Below are 15,507 nucleotides of genomic sequence, written 5' to 3' on the forward strand. Positions count from 1 at the left end.
TCTCAAGTCTTTGACTCCTGAAGTCGAACGGACATGGTGATCGAACGGACTGGTGCTGACGAAGCAAACGCAAGAGTGGTGCAGTTCAGAGGCACCGAAAGAGGGAAGCGAGCACAGCAGAATGCGTCCACCGACCAGGTGGATGTGTTGTTTCCCCGATGAGATACGTCCGTGCTGCCGGCACACTGCCGCAGCCGTCGTCCACCGCCCCCATGACCGCCCCCGGTTCTTTCTTGTCCCCCTACCGCGGCAAAGTACCAGACGGGCAACCGTTCCCGCGCCCCAACATTCCGGTCAGGCCAGGCCCGCGGCCAGTTTCACCGACAGATCGCGCAGCGGACGAAGACGGCCGGTCATCGCGACGGAGGACATGGCGCGCGATCCACGCACCAGCCGCCGCGTCGCTGGCCGCCGTGCGCGGTCGTACCGGCGCAGTGCGGTGTGAATGTCGGTGTCGGCGGTGAGGAATCGGCCGAGCGCGACGGCGTCGACGAGGGCCTCGCAGGCGCCCCGGCCGAGGTTCGGCGCCATCGCGTGGGCCGCGTCGCCGAGCAGGGCCGCGTTGCCCGACACGTACGACGGCAGCGCGGGCGACTCGTACAGGTCGTGGTGGAGCATCGCGTCGGGGGTGGCGGCATCCAGTACTGCCCGGACATCGGCGTGCCAGTTCCCGAACCGTGACCGGAGGTAGTGGAGGCCGCCGGGGTGGCCAGCGTCGGTGCGGACGCACGCGAACCAGTTGACGAGATCGCCGTCGCGCGGGGTGATGCCGAAAAGTGCGTCCGTGTCCCAGGTTTCGCTGACGGTGTCGCGATGTCCGGGCACCCACCCGCGCCAGGCGGTCGCGCCTACGTACCGTGGCTCGAACTTCTCGCCGAACAGTTGTCGGCGGGTCGGGCTGCGCAGACCGTCCGCACCGATCACGACGTCGTGGTCCGTCAGCGCATCGAGGGCGGGTGCCGGTGTGCCGAACGAGATCATGCCGTCGGGCAGGGCCTCGGCCAGTGTGGCCAGCAGGGCGGGCCGCGACAGCAGGTAGGCGGTGCGGTTGCGGTTGTCGATGGTGCCGATCACGGATCCGTCGGGGCGCAGGAGCGAACCGCGGTGCTGGGGTGATCCCAGTGTGCGTACCCGATCACCTGCGCCGATCGCGTCCAGCGCGTCGAGGGCCTGCGGCCACATGCCGAGTGCGGTGCCCGACGTGGGCAGGGTGTCGGCACGCTCGAAGACCTCGACGTGCCAGCCGGCGCGGGACAGGTAGCGGGCGACGGCGAGTCCGCCGATGCCGCCGCCGAGGACTGCTGCGGAGTGCGTCATGACCACCACGCTACTACGGGTGTAGTGAATTTACTACCGTTGTAGTGTCGGGGTATGGCAGACAAACGGGAGCAGGTGCTCGACGCCGCCATCGCGCTACTCGGCACGAAAGGCGTCCGGGCTCTCACACACCGGGGCGTCGACGAGCTGGTCGGAATGCCGCAGGGGTCCACGTCCAACTATTTCCGTAGCCGGGGCGCGCTGCTCGAGGGGATCGTCACACGGCTCGTCGAACGTGACCGGGAGGACTGGCAGAAGTTCGCGCACCTCCGGCCCGACAGCAGAGACGCACTGGTCGAGGCGCTGGTCGCCTTTGTGAGTTTCTCCACTGGTCCGGACCGCGTGCGCACGAGTGCCCGCTACGCACTCTTCGTCGAGGCGTCCGTGACACCGGGCTTGGACGCGAAGATCGGGTCGGCACGCCGAGCGCTCGTAGAATGGGGCGCGGACATGCTGGAACTCGTGGGATCGCGGAACCCGGCTTCCGACGCAGTGGTGATCACCGACTACCTGGACGGTGTAATCCTTCATCAACTCACCGTCCCGGATCCCGATTTCGATCCGACTGCGGGAATTAGAGCGGTGCTCGGCGCGCTCACTTAACATGTACTCAGTGCAGTCGGACGAGGTCCGCCCTCGACAATGCCCAGTTCAGAGGGTAAATAGGCCAACCTAAGTTGTGTTTCGTCGGGGGTTCTGAATTATCGTTTTCGTTACACGTTGGACCCACGAAAGTCCGACCCGACCGAAAAGCCACGTCGCCCGGTGCGAGGACCACACCCAGCGTGCTGCAAAAGGGCGATAGCCGATCGGTGGTGCCGATCACGTCGTGACGGCACCTGCTTTGCAAGTTGATGGCCATCAGCGCTGCTGGTCGTCGGTGCATCTTTTGGCATACGAAGGCTAGGTATGAAGCAACTTCCAGGCCCCCAGGGGCTGTATCACCCGTCGAACGAGCACGATTCCTGTGGTGTCGCGTTCGTCGTGGACATGAAGGGCCGCCGCAGCAGGGACATCGTCGAGAAGGCGATCACCGCGCTGGTGAACCTCGAGCACCGTGGTGCCGCGGGCTCCGAACCCAACACGGGTGACGGCGCCGGCATCCTCCTCCAGGTCCCGGACAAGTTCTTCCGCGCCGTGGTCGACTTCCCGCTGCCCGCGGAAGGCACGTACGCCACCGGCATCGCGTTCCTGCCGCAGAGCAAGGCCGACGCGCAGCGCGCAGCCGACGCCGTCGAGAAGATCGTCGAGAGCGAGGGCCTGAAGGTCCTCGGCTGGCGTGAGGTCGCGACCGACGACTCGTCGCTCGGCGCCCTGGCCCGCGACGCCATGCCGACGTTCCGGCAGATCTTCATCGGCAGCGAGAACGACGCCCTCACCGGACTCGACCTCGAGCGTCGCGCCTACGTGGTCCGTAAGCGCACCGAGCACGAGCTGGGCAGCGAAGGCGCAGGCAAGGACGGCCCCGGTCGCGAGACCGTGTACTTCCCGAGCCTGTCGAGCCAGACGTTCGTCTACAAGGGCATGCTGACCACCCCGCAGCTCAAGGGTTTCTACCTGGACCTGCAGGACGAGCGACTCGAGTCGGCCCTCGGCCTCGTGCACTCGCGCTTTTCCACAAACACGTTCCCGTCGTGGCCGCTGGCCCACCCGTTCCGGCGCGTGGCCCACAACGGTGAGATCAACACCGTCACCGGCAACGAGAACTGGATGCGTGCCCGTGAGGCGCTCATCGACAGCGACATCTTCGGTGGCCGCGAGCAGCTGGAGAAGATCTTCCCGGTCTGCACGAACGGCGCCAGCGACACCGCGCGGTTCGACGAGGTGCTCGAGATGCTGCACCTCGGTGGCCGCAGCCTGCCGCACGCCGTGCTGATGATGATCCCGGAAGCTTGGGAACGGCACGAGAGCATGGACCCCGCACGCCGGGCGTTCTACCAGTACCACTCGTCGCTCATGGAGCCGTGGGACGGACCGGCGTCGGTGTGCTTCACCGACGGCACCGTCATCGGCGCCGTCCTGGACCGCAACGGCCTGCGCCCCTCGCGCCTCTGGGTGACCGACGACGACCTCGTCGTCATGGCCTCCGAGGTCGGCGTCCTGCCGATCGACCCCGCCACCGTCGTGAAGAAGATCCGGCTGCAGCCCGGCCGCATGTTCCTCGTCGACACCGCCGAGGGTCGCATCATCAGCGACGACGAGATCAAGTCGGAACTGGCCGCCGAGCACCCCTACCAGGAGTGGCTCGACCAGGGTCTGACCCACATGGACGACCTGCCGGACCGCCCGTACACGTACATGTCGCACGAACGCGTCGTGCTGCGTCAGCTGATGTTCGGGTACACCAACGAAGAGGTCAACCTCCTCGTCAAGCCGATGGCGCTGTCCGGTGCCGAGGCGCTCGGCTCCATGGGTACCGACACCCCGATCGCCGTGCTGTCCTCGCGGTCGCGGATGCTGTTCGACTACTTCTCGCAGCTGTTCGCGCAGGTCACGAACCCGCCGCTCGACGCCATCCGCGAGGAGGTCGTCACCAGCCTCGGCGGCACCATCGGCCCCGAGCACGACCTGCTGCACCCCACCGCGGAGTCCTGCCGGCAGATCTTCCTGCCGCAGCCGATCCTGCACAACGACGACCTGTCGAAGCTCATTCACGTCAACGACGACGGCGAATTCCCGAACTTCCGCAGCGTCATCGTCCGCGGTCTGTACCCGGTTGCCGAGGGCGGCGCGGGTCTGCGCAAGGCCCTCGACGACGTCCGCTACCAGGTGTCGGAGGCCATCGCCGGCGGTGCGCGCCTCGTCGTCCTGTCCGACCGTGAGTCGAACGAGACGTACGCGCCCATCCCGTCGCTGCTGCTGACGTCGGCCGTGCACCACCACCTGGTGCGTGAGAAGACCCGCACCAAGGTCGGCCTCATCGTCGAGGCCGGCGACGCCCGCGAGGTGCACCACATGGCGCTCCTCATCGGCTTCGGTGCGGCAGCGGTCAACCCGTACATGGCGTTCGAGACCGTCGACGAGGCGGTGCAGAACAACGAACTGCAGGGCATCAGCCTCGACAAGGCCATCCAGAACTACATCAAGGCCGCGGGCAAGGGTGTGCTCAAGGTGATGTCCAAGATGGGCATCTCCACCCTGGCGTCCTACACCGGCGCCCAGCTGTTCCAGGTCATCGGCCTGTCGCAGGAACTGGTCGACGAGTACTTCACCGGTTTGCAGTCCAGCCTCGGCGGCATCGGTCTCGACCAGATCGCCGCCGACGTCGCGGTCCGCCACTCCAACGCGTACCTGGACCGTCCCGAGGAGCGCGCGCACCGCGAGCTCGAGGTGGGCGGCGAGTACCAGTGGCGTCGTGAGGGCGAGTACCACCTGTTCAACCCGGACACGGTGTTCAAGCTGCAGCACTCCACGCGCACCGGGCAGTACGAGGTGTTCAAGGAGTACACGAAGCTGGTCGACGACCAGTCCGAGCGCCTCGCAGCGTTGCGCGGCCTTTTCGAGTTCAAGAAGGGCGTGCGCGAGCCCGTCCCGCTGGACGAGGTCGAGCCCGCCACCGAGATCGTCAAGCGCTTCTCGACGGGTGCGATGAGCTACGGCTCCATCTCCGCCGAGGCGCACGAGACCCTCGCCATCGCCATGAACCGCCTCGGCGGCCGGTCCAACTCCGGTGAGGGCGGCGAGAGCCCGGCCCGCTTCACCCCGGACGAGAACGGCGACTGGCGGCGGTCCGCGATCAAGCAGGTCGCGTCGGGACGCTTCGGTGTCACGTCGCACTACCTGACCAACTGCACCGACATCCAGATCAAGATGGCGCAGGGAGCGAAGCCCGGTGAGGGCGGCCAGCTGCCGGCGCACAAGGTGTACCCGTGGGTGGCCGAGGTCCGGCACTCCACGCCCGGCGTCGGGCTGATCTCGCCGCCGCCGCACCACGACATCTACTCGATCGAGGATCTCGCGCAGCTGATCCACGACCTGAAGAACGCCAACCCGCAGGCCCGGATCCACGTGAAGCTGGTGTCCGAGGTCGGTGTCGGCACCGTCGCCGCGGGTGTGTCCAAGGCACACGCGGACGTCGTGCTGATCTCCGGTCACGACGGTGGCACCGGCGCCACCCCGCTGACGTCGATGAAGCACGCGGGCGCCCCGTGGGAGCTCGGCCTCGCCGAAACCCAGCAGACGCTGCTCCTCAACGGTCTGCGCGACCGCATCGTCGTGCAGGTCGACGGCCAGCTCAAGACCGGCCGCGACGTGATGGTCGCCGCGCTGCTCGGTGGCGAGGAGTTCGGTTTCGCGACCGCCCCGCTGGTGGTGTCGGGCTGCATCATGATGCGGGTCTGCCACCTCGACACCTGCCCCGTCGGTGTCGCCACGCAGAACCCCGTTCTGCGCAAGCGGTTCAACGGCAAGCCGGAGTTCGTGGAGAACTTCTTCCTCTTCATCGCCGAAGAGGTGCGCGAACTCCTCGCCGAGCTCGGCTTCCGCACCCTCGACGAGGCCGTCGGACAGGTCGACGTCCTCGACACCACGAAGGCGCTCGAGCACTGGAAGGGCAGCAAGGCCGGCAACCTCGACCTGTCGCCGATCCTGCACGAGACCGAGTCGGCGTTCATGGACCAGGACCTGTACTGCACGGGCACCCAGGACCACGGCCTCGACAAGGCACTGGACCAGCAGCTGATCGTCCAGAGCCGCAACGCTCTCGACAAGGGCCAGAAGGTCACGTTCGAGTCGCCGATCACCAACGTCAACCGCACGGTCGGCACCATGCTCGGCCACGAGGTGACGAAGGCGTACGGCGGCGAGGGCCTGCCGGACAACACGATCGACATCACGTTCACCGGTTCGGCCGGTAACAGCTTCGGTGCGTTCGTCCCCAAGGGCATGACCCTGCGCCTGCACGGCGATGCCAACGACTTCGTCGGCAAGGGCCTGTCCGGTGGACGCCTCGTGGTGCGTCCGCCGCTGGAGACCGCGCCCGGCTTCGTCGCCGAGGACAACATCATCGGCGGCAACGTGATCCTGTTCGGTGCCACGAGCGGTGAGGCTCTGCTCCGCGGTGTCGTGGGTGAGCGATTCGCGGTCCGTAACTCCGGCGCCACCGCGGTGGTCGAGGGCGTCGGCGACCACGGTTGCGAGTACATGACCGGCGGAAAGGTCGTCATCCTCGGTGCGACGGGACGTAACTTCGGTGCCGGCATGTCCGGTGGCGTCGCGTACGTCTACAACCCGGACAAGGTGTTCGAGGACAACCTCAACACGGAACTGGTGGATCTCGAGGACCTGACGGGTGACGACTTCACCTGGCTGAAGTCCGCCATCGAGCGTCACCGCGACGAGACGGGCTCGGCGGTTGCCGCGCGCATCCTGTCCGACTGGTCGCAGCAGGTCAACCATTTCGCGAAGGTGATGCCCCGCGATTACAAGAAGGTGCTCTTGGCCATCGAGGCCGCGAAGAAGGATGGAAAGAACGTGGACGAGGCAGTGATGGAGGCAGCTCGTGGGTGATCCAAGCGGCTTCCTGAAGCACACGTCACGCGAACTTCCGGTTCGCCGGCCGGTGCCGTTGCGCCTGCTCGACTGGAACGAGGTCTACGAGGAGTTCTCGCCGGACACCCTGAAGACTCAGGCCAGCCGGTGCATGGACTGCGGTATCCCGTTCTGCCACAACGGCTGTCCGCTGGGGAACCTGATTCCCGAGTGGAACGACTTGGTCTACAAGGACCGGTGGCACGACGGCATCGAGCGTCTGCACGCGACCAACAACTTCCCGGAGTTCACCGGGCGGCTGTGCCCCGCACCCTGTGAGGCGTCGTGCGTCCTGGGCATCAACCAGGACCCCGTCACCATCAAGCAGGTCGAGGTCGAGCTCATCGACCGCGCCTTCGACGAAGGCTGGGTCAAGCCGGTGCACCCGACGCGTTCGACGGGCAAGAAGGTCGCCGTCGTCGGTTCCGGTCCCGCGGGTCTCGCTGCAGCGCAGCAGCTGACGCGCGCCGGGCACATGGTCACCGTGTTCGAGCGGGCCGACCGCATCGGTGGGCTCCTGCGGTACGGCATCCCCGAGTTCAAGATGGAGAAGCGGCACATCGACCGCCGCCTCGACCAGATGAACTCCGAGGGCACCGTCTTCAAGACGGGTGTCAACGTGGGCGTCGACATCACCGCGGACGCACTGCGCGAGCAGTTCGACGCCGTGGTGCTGGCCGGCGGTGCCACCGAGGCCCGCGACCTGCCGATCCCCGGCCGCGAGCTGGACGGCATCCATCAGGCGATGGAGTTCCTGCCGATCGCCAACCGCGTGCAGCTCGGCGACCTGGAGAAGCCGACCATCACCGCGGAGGGCAAGAAGGTCGTCATCATCGGCGGCGGCGACACCGGCGCGGACTGCCTGGGCACCTCGCACCGTCAGGGTGCCGAGAGCGTTCACCAGTTCGAGATCATGCCGAGACCGCCCGAGACCCGCGCCGAGCACACCCCGTGGCCGACGTACCCACTGATGTACCGGGTCGCGTCCGCGCACGAGGAGGGCGGCGAACGCCTCTTCTCCGTGAACACGGAACGGTTCGTCGGTGCCGACGGCAAGGTGACCGCACTGAAGGCCCACGAGGTCGAGATGAAGTCGGGCCGCTTCGAGAAGGTGGAGGGCTCGGACTTCGAGCTCGAGGCCGACCTCGTGCTGCTGGCGATGGGCTTCGTCGGACCCGAGAAGCCGGGCCTGCTCACCGATCTCGGCGTCGACCTCAACGAGCGCGGCAACGTCGCCCGCTCCGCGAAGTGGGCCACCAACGTCGACGGCGTCTTCGTGGCCGGCGACATGGGACGGGGTCAGTCGCTGATCGTGTGGGCCATCGCCGAGGGTCGCTCCGCGGCCGCCGCGGTCGATGCGTACCTCGAGGGCGAGTCGGCGCTGCCGTCTCCGATCGAGACCACCACCGCCCCGCAGCGGTAGCTGTAACTGCTCGTACAACCGCACCCCGGTAGGTTTTCCTACCGGGGTGTCGGTTTATCGTGCGGGGGTCACGTTCGGTCGGTAACGTTCATTTACCGATCGTGCATCTTTAGGTCACGTCGCCCTGGCAGCATCCCGTCTGCAGGACGGCGAAGGGGAGAACAGGTTGAGGCCATGGCTATGAAACGGGTTATTGCACTTCTGACCGCAGCGGCTGCTGCGGCAGCCATCCCGGTGGTATCGGGTGTGGTGGGCACGAGCGCAGTAGCGAACGCGGACCCCTGCCCGAGTCTGTACGTGGTCGCGATTCCGGGGACCTGGGAAACGTCCACCAAGGACAATGTCAGGCCGACGCCGGGTCTGCTGTCCGCGGTGACGAACGGTCTGCCGTCGTCGATCCGCACCGACTACGTCACGTACGCCGCCACGGCCTTCCCGTGGGAGTCCGAGGTGTACGGGCGCTCGAAGGCGCAGGCGGTCAGCAATGCCAAGGGCATGCTGTCGTCGATGTCGCAGCAGTGCCCCGACACCAAGCTGTCGATCATCGGATACAGCCAGGGCGCCGACGCCGCAGGTGATCTCGCTGCGGAGATCGGCACCGGACTCGGTGTCGTCCCCGCCGACAAGATCGCGGCCGTCGGACTCGTCTCCGATCCGCGGCGGTCGCCGACCGACGCCCTCGTCGGACCTCCCGTCGCCGGCAGCGGCGCCGGTGGTCCCCGCATCGGCGGGTTCGGCTGGGTCAGCCAGAACACGCGGACCTTCTGCGCGTACGGCGACCTGTACTGCTCCACGCCGAAGGAAGACTTCGTGACCAGGCTCGCCGGATTCCTCGCGCAGACGTCGGATCCGACGCCGACGCTGTTCGGCCGCTACCAGCAGGAAGCGCTCGCGATCTGGAACGACATCCTCGCCGTCGGCGGTGTGCCGGCCCTGATGGCTCAGCTGGACGAGCAGTCCAACGAGAAGCGCATCGACGAGCTGGAGCAGTTCTACAAGTCGCAGGCTCACCAGGACTACACCCGCTACGCCGTCGACGGGTCGGGCACGCCCGCCACGGCGTGGCTGAGGAACTGGTTGCGCGACATCGCGTGAGTTCGGCCGACGGCGGCAGGGGATGATGTCCGACGTGACTGACACCCCTGCCGCCGTCGTCGGCTACGACGCCTTCGTGACCGTCCGGTGGTCCGACATGGACGCCTTCCAGCACATCAACCACGCGCGGATGGTGACGTTGCTCGAGGAGGCCCGGATCGATTGGCTGCTCAGCGAGGGCAGTGAGAACTCGTCGCTCATCACGAGCGCATTCATCGCCGACATCCACGTGAAGTACCGGGGACAGTTGCGGCACTCCGACAGTCCCCTGCGAATCACGATGTGGATCGCGAAACACCGGGCGGTCGACTTCACGATCGGTTACGAGGTGCGGGGTGCGCGTACCCCGATCACCGATCCGCCCGCCGTCACCGCCACCACTCAGATGGCCGTGGCGGATGTCGATGCCCAGCGGCTACGCCGCATCACCGCCACCGAGCGGGAGTACCTGACCCGCTGGTCCCGCACGTGAGTGGGAAAGTGTGTTCCGGCACGCTTTCCCACTCACGTGCGGAGGTCGCCGGGCGCCGGTAGGGGACTGTCCGGGTCGAGGACCGCGCCGCGGCTGCGCATCGTGGTGTCGACCAGCGCCCACGCCCACGCGGCCAGCTGTTCGGTCAACGCGCCGACGTCGGTGCCGCCTGGGCGGTCGATCCACTCGGCGGACACCGACTCGACCATCCCGATCAGCGCGTTGGCCAGTGGTGTCGCGGTGGCGGGGGCGCCGAGGGCGTCCAGGTAGGGGTGGAGCATGTCGGAGACCGCGGTGCTGATGGCCCGCCGCACCTCTCCGGCGGCGGGGGAGAACGACATCAGGTAGCGGTACAGGTTGGCGTGTTCGGTCACCCAGTCGAGGTGGGTGCGGGCCGCGCGGGTGAGGATGGCGTGCGGTGCGCCGTCGACGGTGATCACGGGCGCGTATTCGAGGAGCATCATCGCCGCGACCCGCCGGGCGACAGCGTTCTTGAGGTCGGTGCTGTCGTCGAAGTGCCGGTAGATGCGGGTTCGCGCGACCTCGGCGTAGACGGCCATCGTCGCGACCGACACGTCGGGGCCTTCTTCGTCGATGGCGACGAGTGCCCGTTCGACGAACTCCGAGCGCCGCTTCTCGCGTTGGCCGCGCCACCGGGCAGCGCGCCCGTCACCGGCGTCTTGCTGGGGTTTCGTCATCGAATCGAATCGTAGTCTTCCCTGTTGCTGCGTTTCCGTATACCGTCGGCAGTATGCGGTACATCGATGTACCACACACTCTCCGCCTCGGACGTCGACACGTTGGGATACCCGTCTTGTCCATTCAGCTCTGCCTGTCCGGCCCCCGCAGCCCCGGGTGTTCGCCGATCGGCTTACGCAGCACCACGGTGATCGTCGTTCCGCCCGCGATGGCTTTCGAGTACCTCGGTGATTCGGACACCGTGGTCGCTGCGATCACGCTGCCGTCCCGCGCCCGGGTCGTCGCGTCGGATCCGGGTCGCCGGCTCGTCGTCGAGGCCGATCACGGCGTGCACGGATCGGTCTGGACGTTCGACGCGCTCAGCCCGGACGAAACGGAGCTCACCGTCGACTTCCGCTACCACCGACCCGGCAGACCGGCCGGACAACTGATCGGCGGTGTGGCCGCACCGGTGGTGTGGCAGGCACTGCGGCGCGCACAGGTGACGTTGAAGGCCCGGATCGAAACCCTCTACCACGAGCCCGCCGACCCGGCCGGTGTCGACCGAAGGAGAGCATGACGTGGAATTCTCGGCAGCGGGCAAGACGGTTCTGATCACCGGGGCGGCAATGGGGATGGGACGTCTGTTCGCCCGCCTCGCCGCCGCCGACCACGCGGGCACGGTGGTGTTGTGGGACATCGACGCCGACGCGCTCGAACGCACGGCGCAGGAACTGCGCGAATCGGGGTGCACCGTCAGCGCACACGTCGTCGACGTCGCCGACCTCGACTCCGTCCGCACGGCGGCCGCCGAGGTGCGGGGTGCGTTCGGTCGTCCCGACGTGCTCGTCAACAACGCCGGTGTGGTGCGAGGCAAGTACTTCTGGGATCACGACCACGAGTCGGACACGAAATTCGTGATGGACGTCAACACGCTTGCACCGATGTACGTCACCAACGAGTTCCTGCCCGCCATGATCGAGGATCGCGGCCGGGACTGCCGCATCGTGAACATCGCCTCGGCCGCCGGGACCGTGGCGACACCGAGGATGGCCGTCTATGCGGCGTCGAAGTGGGCTGTCCTGGGCTGGAGCGATTCGCTGCGACTCGAACTGGTCCAGGCGGGTCACGGGCACGTCAAGGTCACCACCGTGTGCCCGAGCTACATCTCCACCGGCATGTTCGACGGTGTGAAGAATCCCCTGTTCGCTCCGATCCTCAGCCCGGAGGACGTCACGGCCCGGTCGTGGAGGGCGATGAAACAGGGGAAGCCGCTGCTGATGCTGCCGCGGTCGCTGTATCTGTCGCGAGTGGCGAAAGCCGTCCTGCCCGTACGTGCCTGGGACCGTCTGGCCGACCGGCTCGGTGTGTACCACAGCATGGACGCCTACACCGGCCGGATGCAGGCCCCCACCCCCTGACGGTTCGGATCAGCCGAGGTCGAAGCGGGCGCCGAGCCGCATGCTGCCCGGGGCCAGGCGGCTCAGCACCCGCCCGAACTTGGCCTCGGGCGTGACGGGGACGACGGCCTTGTTGTGCTTGACGGCCCTCACGATCTGCGTCGCCACCCGGTCCGGGGTGAAACCGCGTCTGCGGTAGAGCTTGTCGGCCCGGTCCCGCATCTTCGCCTGCTCCTCCGGTGTTACGCCGGCGAAGTCGGTGGCCTTGACGATGTTGGTGTGGACCAGTCCGGGACAGATGGCGCTGACGCCGATGCCGTGGTTCACCAATTCCGCACGGAGACAGTCCGACAGCATGAACACCGCGGCCTTGCTCGTCGCGTACGCGGTGAGCCGCTTCTGCGGCGTGAACGCCGCGGCGGACGACAGGTTGACGATGTGCCCACCGGTTCCGCGGTCGATCATCTGCTGGGAGAACACGCGAGAGCCGTAGACGACACCCCAGAAATTCACGTCCATCACCCGCTCGAAATCCTTCTGCGGGGTCTTCGTGAACGTGCCCGAGTATCCGATCCCGGCGTTGTTGACCACGATGTCGGGGGTGCCGTGCTCGGCCTGCACCTTCTCCGCGAAGAGTTGCACCTCGTCCTCCACCGCGACGTCCACCTGATACGCGTGGGAGCCGCCACCGAAGATGGCCACCGCACCACCGCCCTTCATCTGGGCGGAGTTGATGAGATCGGAGGTCTGCTGCGCGGATTCGAGATCGCGGTCGGCGACCACCACGACGGCACCCTCGGACGCGAACGCCAGCGCCGTCTCGCGGCCGATCCCGCTGCCGCCGCCGGTGATCACGACGAGGGTGCCGTCGAGGTCCCGCAGGCGGTGATGCTTCCGCGAACCGCTGCGCCAGCCCCTGACTTCGCCGAGAAGATTCATGTGACCATCTTGTCCGAGTACGGTCGTTTGTGTGCTGATCTGGTACGTCAGCTATGGATCGAACATGGCGACGACGCGTCTGACCTGCTACCTGCGTGGTGGTTGCCCGGCCGGGGGCAACCTCGTGCACGCGGGCGCCCGCGACGGGAGCGCCCCGCGCGAGTCGATACCGGTGGTGATACCCGGCACGGTGTTCTTCGCGGGAGAGTCGCGGATCTGGGGCGGCGGCCGCGCGTTCTACGACCCCGACGCGCCCGGCTCCGTCGCGGCCCGCGCATTCCTGGTGACACAGGAACAGTTCGAGGACATCCACGCGCAGGAACCCGCCTGCTACGACCGCCTCGTCACTCTCGGCTCCCGCAACGGTGTTCCCATGTGCACGTTCACCACCCGGGCCCGCGGTGACGTCGTCGCCCGGAACGCACCGGCGCCCGCCTATCTCGCGACCATCGCGGACGGTCTCCGTGAAGCGCACGGCTGGGACGAACCGAAGGTCGCCGATTATTTGACGCGACTTCGGGTTTCCTAGCCGACCCAACTGTGCTTACGTGAGACGGGCCACACGAGGTGGCGTTCACGAAAGGGAGTCGATGTCCGATCTGCATGTCGTAGCGACCATTCCTGCCAAGCCCGGTTCCGAGGACACCGTCCGCGACGGACTGTCCGCGCTGGCGGCGGAGAGCCGCAAAGAAGAGGGCTGCATCTCGTACGAGGTGTTCGAATCAGCCGCGGTCGCGGGAACCTTCGTCACCGTCGAGGTGTGGACCGGTCAGGAGGCGGTCGACGCGCACATGAAGTCGCCGCACTTCCAGGCCGCGCTCGGGACGTTCGGTGAGCACCTCGCCGGGGCACCGGCGATCCACCCGTTGAAGCCGGTTTCCTAGAGTCGTAGTTCGTGACCACACCACTCACCAGCATTACCCCCGAAGGTCCTGTCCGCGGCGGTGTCGTCGTGATCCAGGAGGCGTTCGGCGTCACCGGGCACATCGTCGACGTCTGCCGTCGTTTCGCCGCCGCCGGATACCACGCGGTCGCGCCGCATCTGTTCCACCGGAGCGGCGATCCGGTGCTGGAGTACGACGACATGCCGTCGGCGATGTCGTTGATCGGTGAGCTCACCGCTGCGCACATCGACGAGGACGTCGACGGGGCCGTCGCGGCTCTGTCGGCGGCCTCGATCGACCCGCGGAATACCGCGATCGTCGGATTCTGCATGGGCGGAACGGTCGCGTTCCACACGGCGGCGCGCCTCGACCTCGGGGCGGCGGTGAGTTTCTACGGCGGTGGCGTCGCGAAGGGACGCTTCGGATATCCGTCGCAACTCGACGTCGCCGGGCAGCTCGGAACGCCGTGGCTCGGCCTGTTCGGCGACCGCGACAAGGGGATTCCGACCGAGGAAGTCGAGGAGCTGCGTGTCGCGGTCGCGCACGCCCCGGTGGACACCGAGGTCGTCCGCTACGCCGAAGCCGAACACGGCTTCCATTGCGACGACCGTCCTGCCGTGTTCAACGAGGCGGCCGCCCGGGACGGTTGGGCTCTAACGCTGCAGTGGTTCGGCACCCACGTAGACGTTGCCGCCGGAACCGACTGACCGCGGCCCCGCTCGGGTAAACCTCCCGGTGGACGACATCGAAGTGGGTGGGCTGAAAGGTGCCGCCGAACATCGGAGTTCCACGGCCGGCCACCACCGGATAGTGCTTGACGATCAGTTCGTCGATCTCGGGCAGGAGGGTGCCCGCGAGCTCGCCGCCGCCCGCCACCCAGACGCCCAGCGCGCTGTCCTCGGCCTTGAGCTTCCGGACCTTCGCGAGCGGGTCGGCGACGACCTCGACGGCGGGATCGGGGCTTTCGGTCAGAGTGCGGGAAGCGACGTACTGACGCAGGTGCGCGTACGGGCTCGTGATGCCGACGGCCAGGGCGGGCTCGTACGTTGCGCGGCCCTGGATCACGGTGTCGAACTGCTTGTTGGCGCCATCCACGCCGAACTGCTCCCGCAGGTGTGTCGGAATCGTCTCCGGGTATTCCTGCGCCATGAATCCGAGGATGTCGTCGAGCATCGGGAAGAAACCGATGTCGCCGTCCGTGCCGGCGATGAAGCCGTCGATGGTGATGCCGACGAAGTAGGTGAGGTCCCGCATGGTGTCCTTACTGGGGCGCTTCGGATAGGTGGTGTGTCGTGAGGGCTGCGGGCATTCCCTGCCGGGTGCTCTGGGCGGTCGATCGTCTCGACGTGAATCCTCGCGATCGGATCCTAGAGGTGGGCTGCGGGCCGGGTGTAGCGATTTCTCTCGTCGCCGAGAAACTCGACGGCGGACGGATCACCGCGATCGACCGATCGACGACGGCGATCGAACGGGCGGCGCGGCGCAACGACGCCCACGTCTCGACGGGGACGGTGGTGCTCCGGAACACCGACCTTGCCGGATTTCGTTGCGATCAGGCCTCCTTCGACAAGGCGTTCGCGGTCAACGTCAACGTGTTCTGGGTGCGTGACGCGACCGCTGAGATACGCGTCCTGTGGGAGGCGCTCCGACCCGGGCGGAATCCTGCACCTCGTGTACGGCGGAGCGGTGTCCGTACACGACCGTGACAAGTTGCGGCGTGTTGCGGATACCGCCGCGCGGGCTTTGGTTTCCGCAGGTTTCGACGTGGAT

The 15,507-nt window shown here is 67.1% G+C and carries 15 protein-coding genes; 11 read left to right on the forward strand and 4 right to left on the reverse strand.

The genetic code is table 11. From position 1 onward, the window contains the following. Positions 1-294: 294 nt before the first annotated feature. Complete coding sequence (locus tag ACNJ7E_RS26095; protein WP_418341277.1) at positions 295-1,317, reverse strand: FAD-dependent oxidoreductase; 1,023 nt, start codon at positions 1,315-1,317, stop codon at positions 295-297. A gap of 54 nt (positions 1,318-1,371) precedes the next feature. On the opposite strand from ACNJ7E_RS26095, the gene ACNJ7E_RS26100 reads away from it, so the two are divergent. The 5 genes from ACNJ7E_RS26100 to ACNJ7E_RS26120 all read left to right on the forward strand — a co-directional run bounded on the left by ACNJ7E_RS26100 (position 1,372) and on the right by ACNJ7E_RS26120 (position 9,836). Then, positions 1,372-1,920 carry a TetR/AcrR family transcriptional regulator gene (locus tag ACNJ7E_RS26100; RefSeq protein ID WP_280783111.1) on the forward strand — a complete coding sequence of 183 codons (549 nt, stop codon included), beginning with the start codon at positions 1,372-1,374 and terminating at the stop codon, positions 1,918-1,920. A 306-nt stretch (positions 1,921-2,226) separates the two neighbouring features. Beyond that, a complete protein-coding gene (gltB, locus tag ACNJ7E_RS26105) occupies positions 2,227-6,825 on the forward strand; it encodes a glutamate synthase large subunit (RefSeq protein WP_418341278.1) in 4,599 nt (1,532 codons plus the stop codon). Beyond that, positions 6,818-8,269: a glutamate synthase subunit beta gene (locus ACNJ7E_RS26110; protein WP_061040728.1), complete on the forward strand. Its 1,452-nt coding sequence runs from the start codon at positions 6,818-6,820 to the stop codon at positions 8,267-8,269. The genes gltB and ACNJ7E_RS26110 overlap by 8 nt, the downstream gene beginning before the upstream one ends. A 180-nt stretch (positions 8,270-8,449) precedes the next feature. Next, on the forward strand, positions 8,450-9,364 hold the full coding sequence (locus tag ACNJ7E_RS26115; protein WP_280783138.1) for a cutinase family protein: 915 nt from the start codon (positions 8,450-8,452) through the stop codon (positions 9,362-9,364). 22 nt (positions 9,365-9,386) lie between these two features. Further along, the gene (locus tag ACNJ7E_RS26120) at positions 9,387-9,836 is read left to right on the forward strand and encodes an acyl-CoA thioesterase (protein WP_083849797.1); all 450 of its coding nucleotides are present in this window, start codon (positions 9,387-9,389) and stop codon (positions 9,834-9,836) included. 32 nt (positions 9,837-9,868) lie between these two features. On the opposite strand, the gene ACNJ7E_RS26125 is transcribed toward ACNJ7E_RS26120, so the two are convergent. Then, on the reverse strand, positions 9,869-10,534 hold the full coding sequence (locus ACNJ7E_RS26125) for a TetR/AcrR family transcriptional regulator (RefSeq protein WP_280783114.1): 666 nt from the start codon (positions 10,532-10,534) through the stop codon (positions 9,869-9,871). Between the two features lie 116 nt (positions 10,535-10,650). On the opposite strand from ACNJ7E_RS26125, the gene ACNJ7E_RS26130 reads away from it, so the two are divergent. Together ACNJ7E_RS26130 and ACNJ7E_RS26135 are read left to right on the forward strand one after the other, a co-directional pair. Further along, entirely contained in the window at positions 10,651-11,094 is a 444-nt protein-coding gene (locus ACNJ7E_RS26130; protein WP_280783115.1) for an SRPBCC family protein, read from the forward strand. A 1-nt stretch (position 11,095) separates the two neighbouring features. After that, positions 11,096-11,935: an SDR family oxidoreductase gene (locus ACNJ7E_RS26135; RefSeq protein ID WP_280783116.1), complete on the forward strand. Its 840-nt coding sequence runs from the start codon at positions 11,096-11,098 to the stop codon at positions 11,933-11,935. A 9-nt stretch (positions 11,936-11,944) separates the two neighbouring features. Here ACNJ7E_RS26135 and ACNJ7E_RS26140 read toward each other — a convergent pair whose 3' ends face one another. Beyond that, the gene (locus ACNJ7E_RS26140) at positions 11,945-12,853 is read right to left on the reverse strand and encodes an SDR family NAD(P)-dependent oxidoreductase (protein WP_280783117.1); all 909 of its coding nucleotides are present in this window, start codon (positions 12,851-12,853) and stop codon (positions 11,945-11,947) included. 31 nt (positions 12,854-12,884) lie between these two features. Here ACNJ7E_RS26140 and ACNJ7E_RS26145 point away from each other — a divergent pair, with 31 nt between their 5' ends. From ACNJ7E_RS26145 to ACNJ7E_RS26155, 3 genes are all read left to right on the forward strand, one after another. Beyond that, a complete protein-coding gene (locus tag ACNJ7E_RS26145; RefSeq protein ID WP_348539652.1) occupies positions 12,885-13,382 on the forward strand; it encodes a hypothetical protein in 498 nt (165 codons plus the stop codon). Positions 13,383-13,443: 61 nt separating this feature from the next. Continuing rightward, positions 13,444-13,737, forward strand: a complete 294-nt coding sequence (locus tag ACNJ7E_RS26150) for a putative quinol monooxygenase (protein ID WP_005249047.1) — start codon at positions 13,444-13,446, stop codon at positions 13,735-13,737. An 11-nt stretch (positions 13,738-13,748) separates the two neighbouring features. After that, complete coding sequence (locus tag ACNJ7E_RS26155; protein ID WP_418341279.1) at positions 13,749-14,444, forward strand: dienelactone hydrolase family protein; 696 nt, start codon at positions 13,749-13,751, stop codon at positions 14,442-14,444. Here ACNJ7E_RS26155 and ACNJ7E_RS26160 read toward each other — a convergent pair. Continuing rightward, positions 14,359-14,991 carry a dihydrofolate reductase family protein gene (locus tag ACNJ7E_RS26160; RefSeq protein WP_418341280.1) on the reverse strand — a complete coding sequence of 211 codons (633 nt, stop codon included), beginning with the start codon at positions 14,989-14,991 and terminating at the stop codon, positions 14,359-14,361. The genes ACNJ7E_RS26155 and ACNJ7E_RS26160 overlap by 86 nt on opposite strands. A 92-nt stretch (positions 14,992-15,083) precedes the next feature. On the opposite strand from ACNJ7E_RS26160, the gene ACNJ7E_RS26165 reads away from it, so the two are divergent. Then, positions 15,084-15,443 (forward strand): class I SAM-dependent methyltransferase, encoded by a 360-nt coding sequence (locus ACNJ7E_RS26165; protein ID WP_418341281.1) that lies wholly within the window; start codon positions 15,084-15,086, stop codon positions 15,441-15,443. The last annotated feature ends 64 nt before the right edge of the window (positions 15,444-15,507 follow it).

Origin of the sequence: Rhodococcus mengyinensis (assembly GCF_048381435.1) — a bacterium.
In the GTDB taxonomy this organism is placed as follows: Bacteria; Actinomycetota; Actinomycetes; order Mycobacteriales; family Mycobacteriaceae; genus Rhodococcus_F; species Rhodococcus_F opacus_D.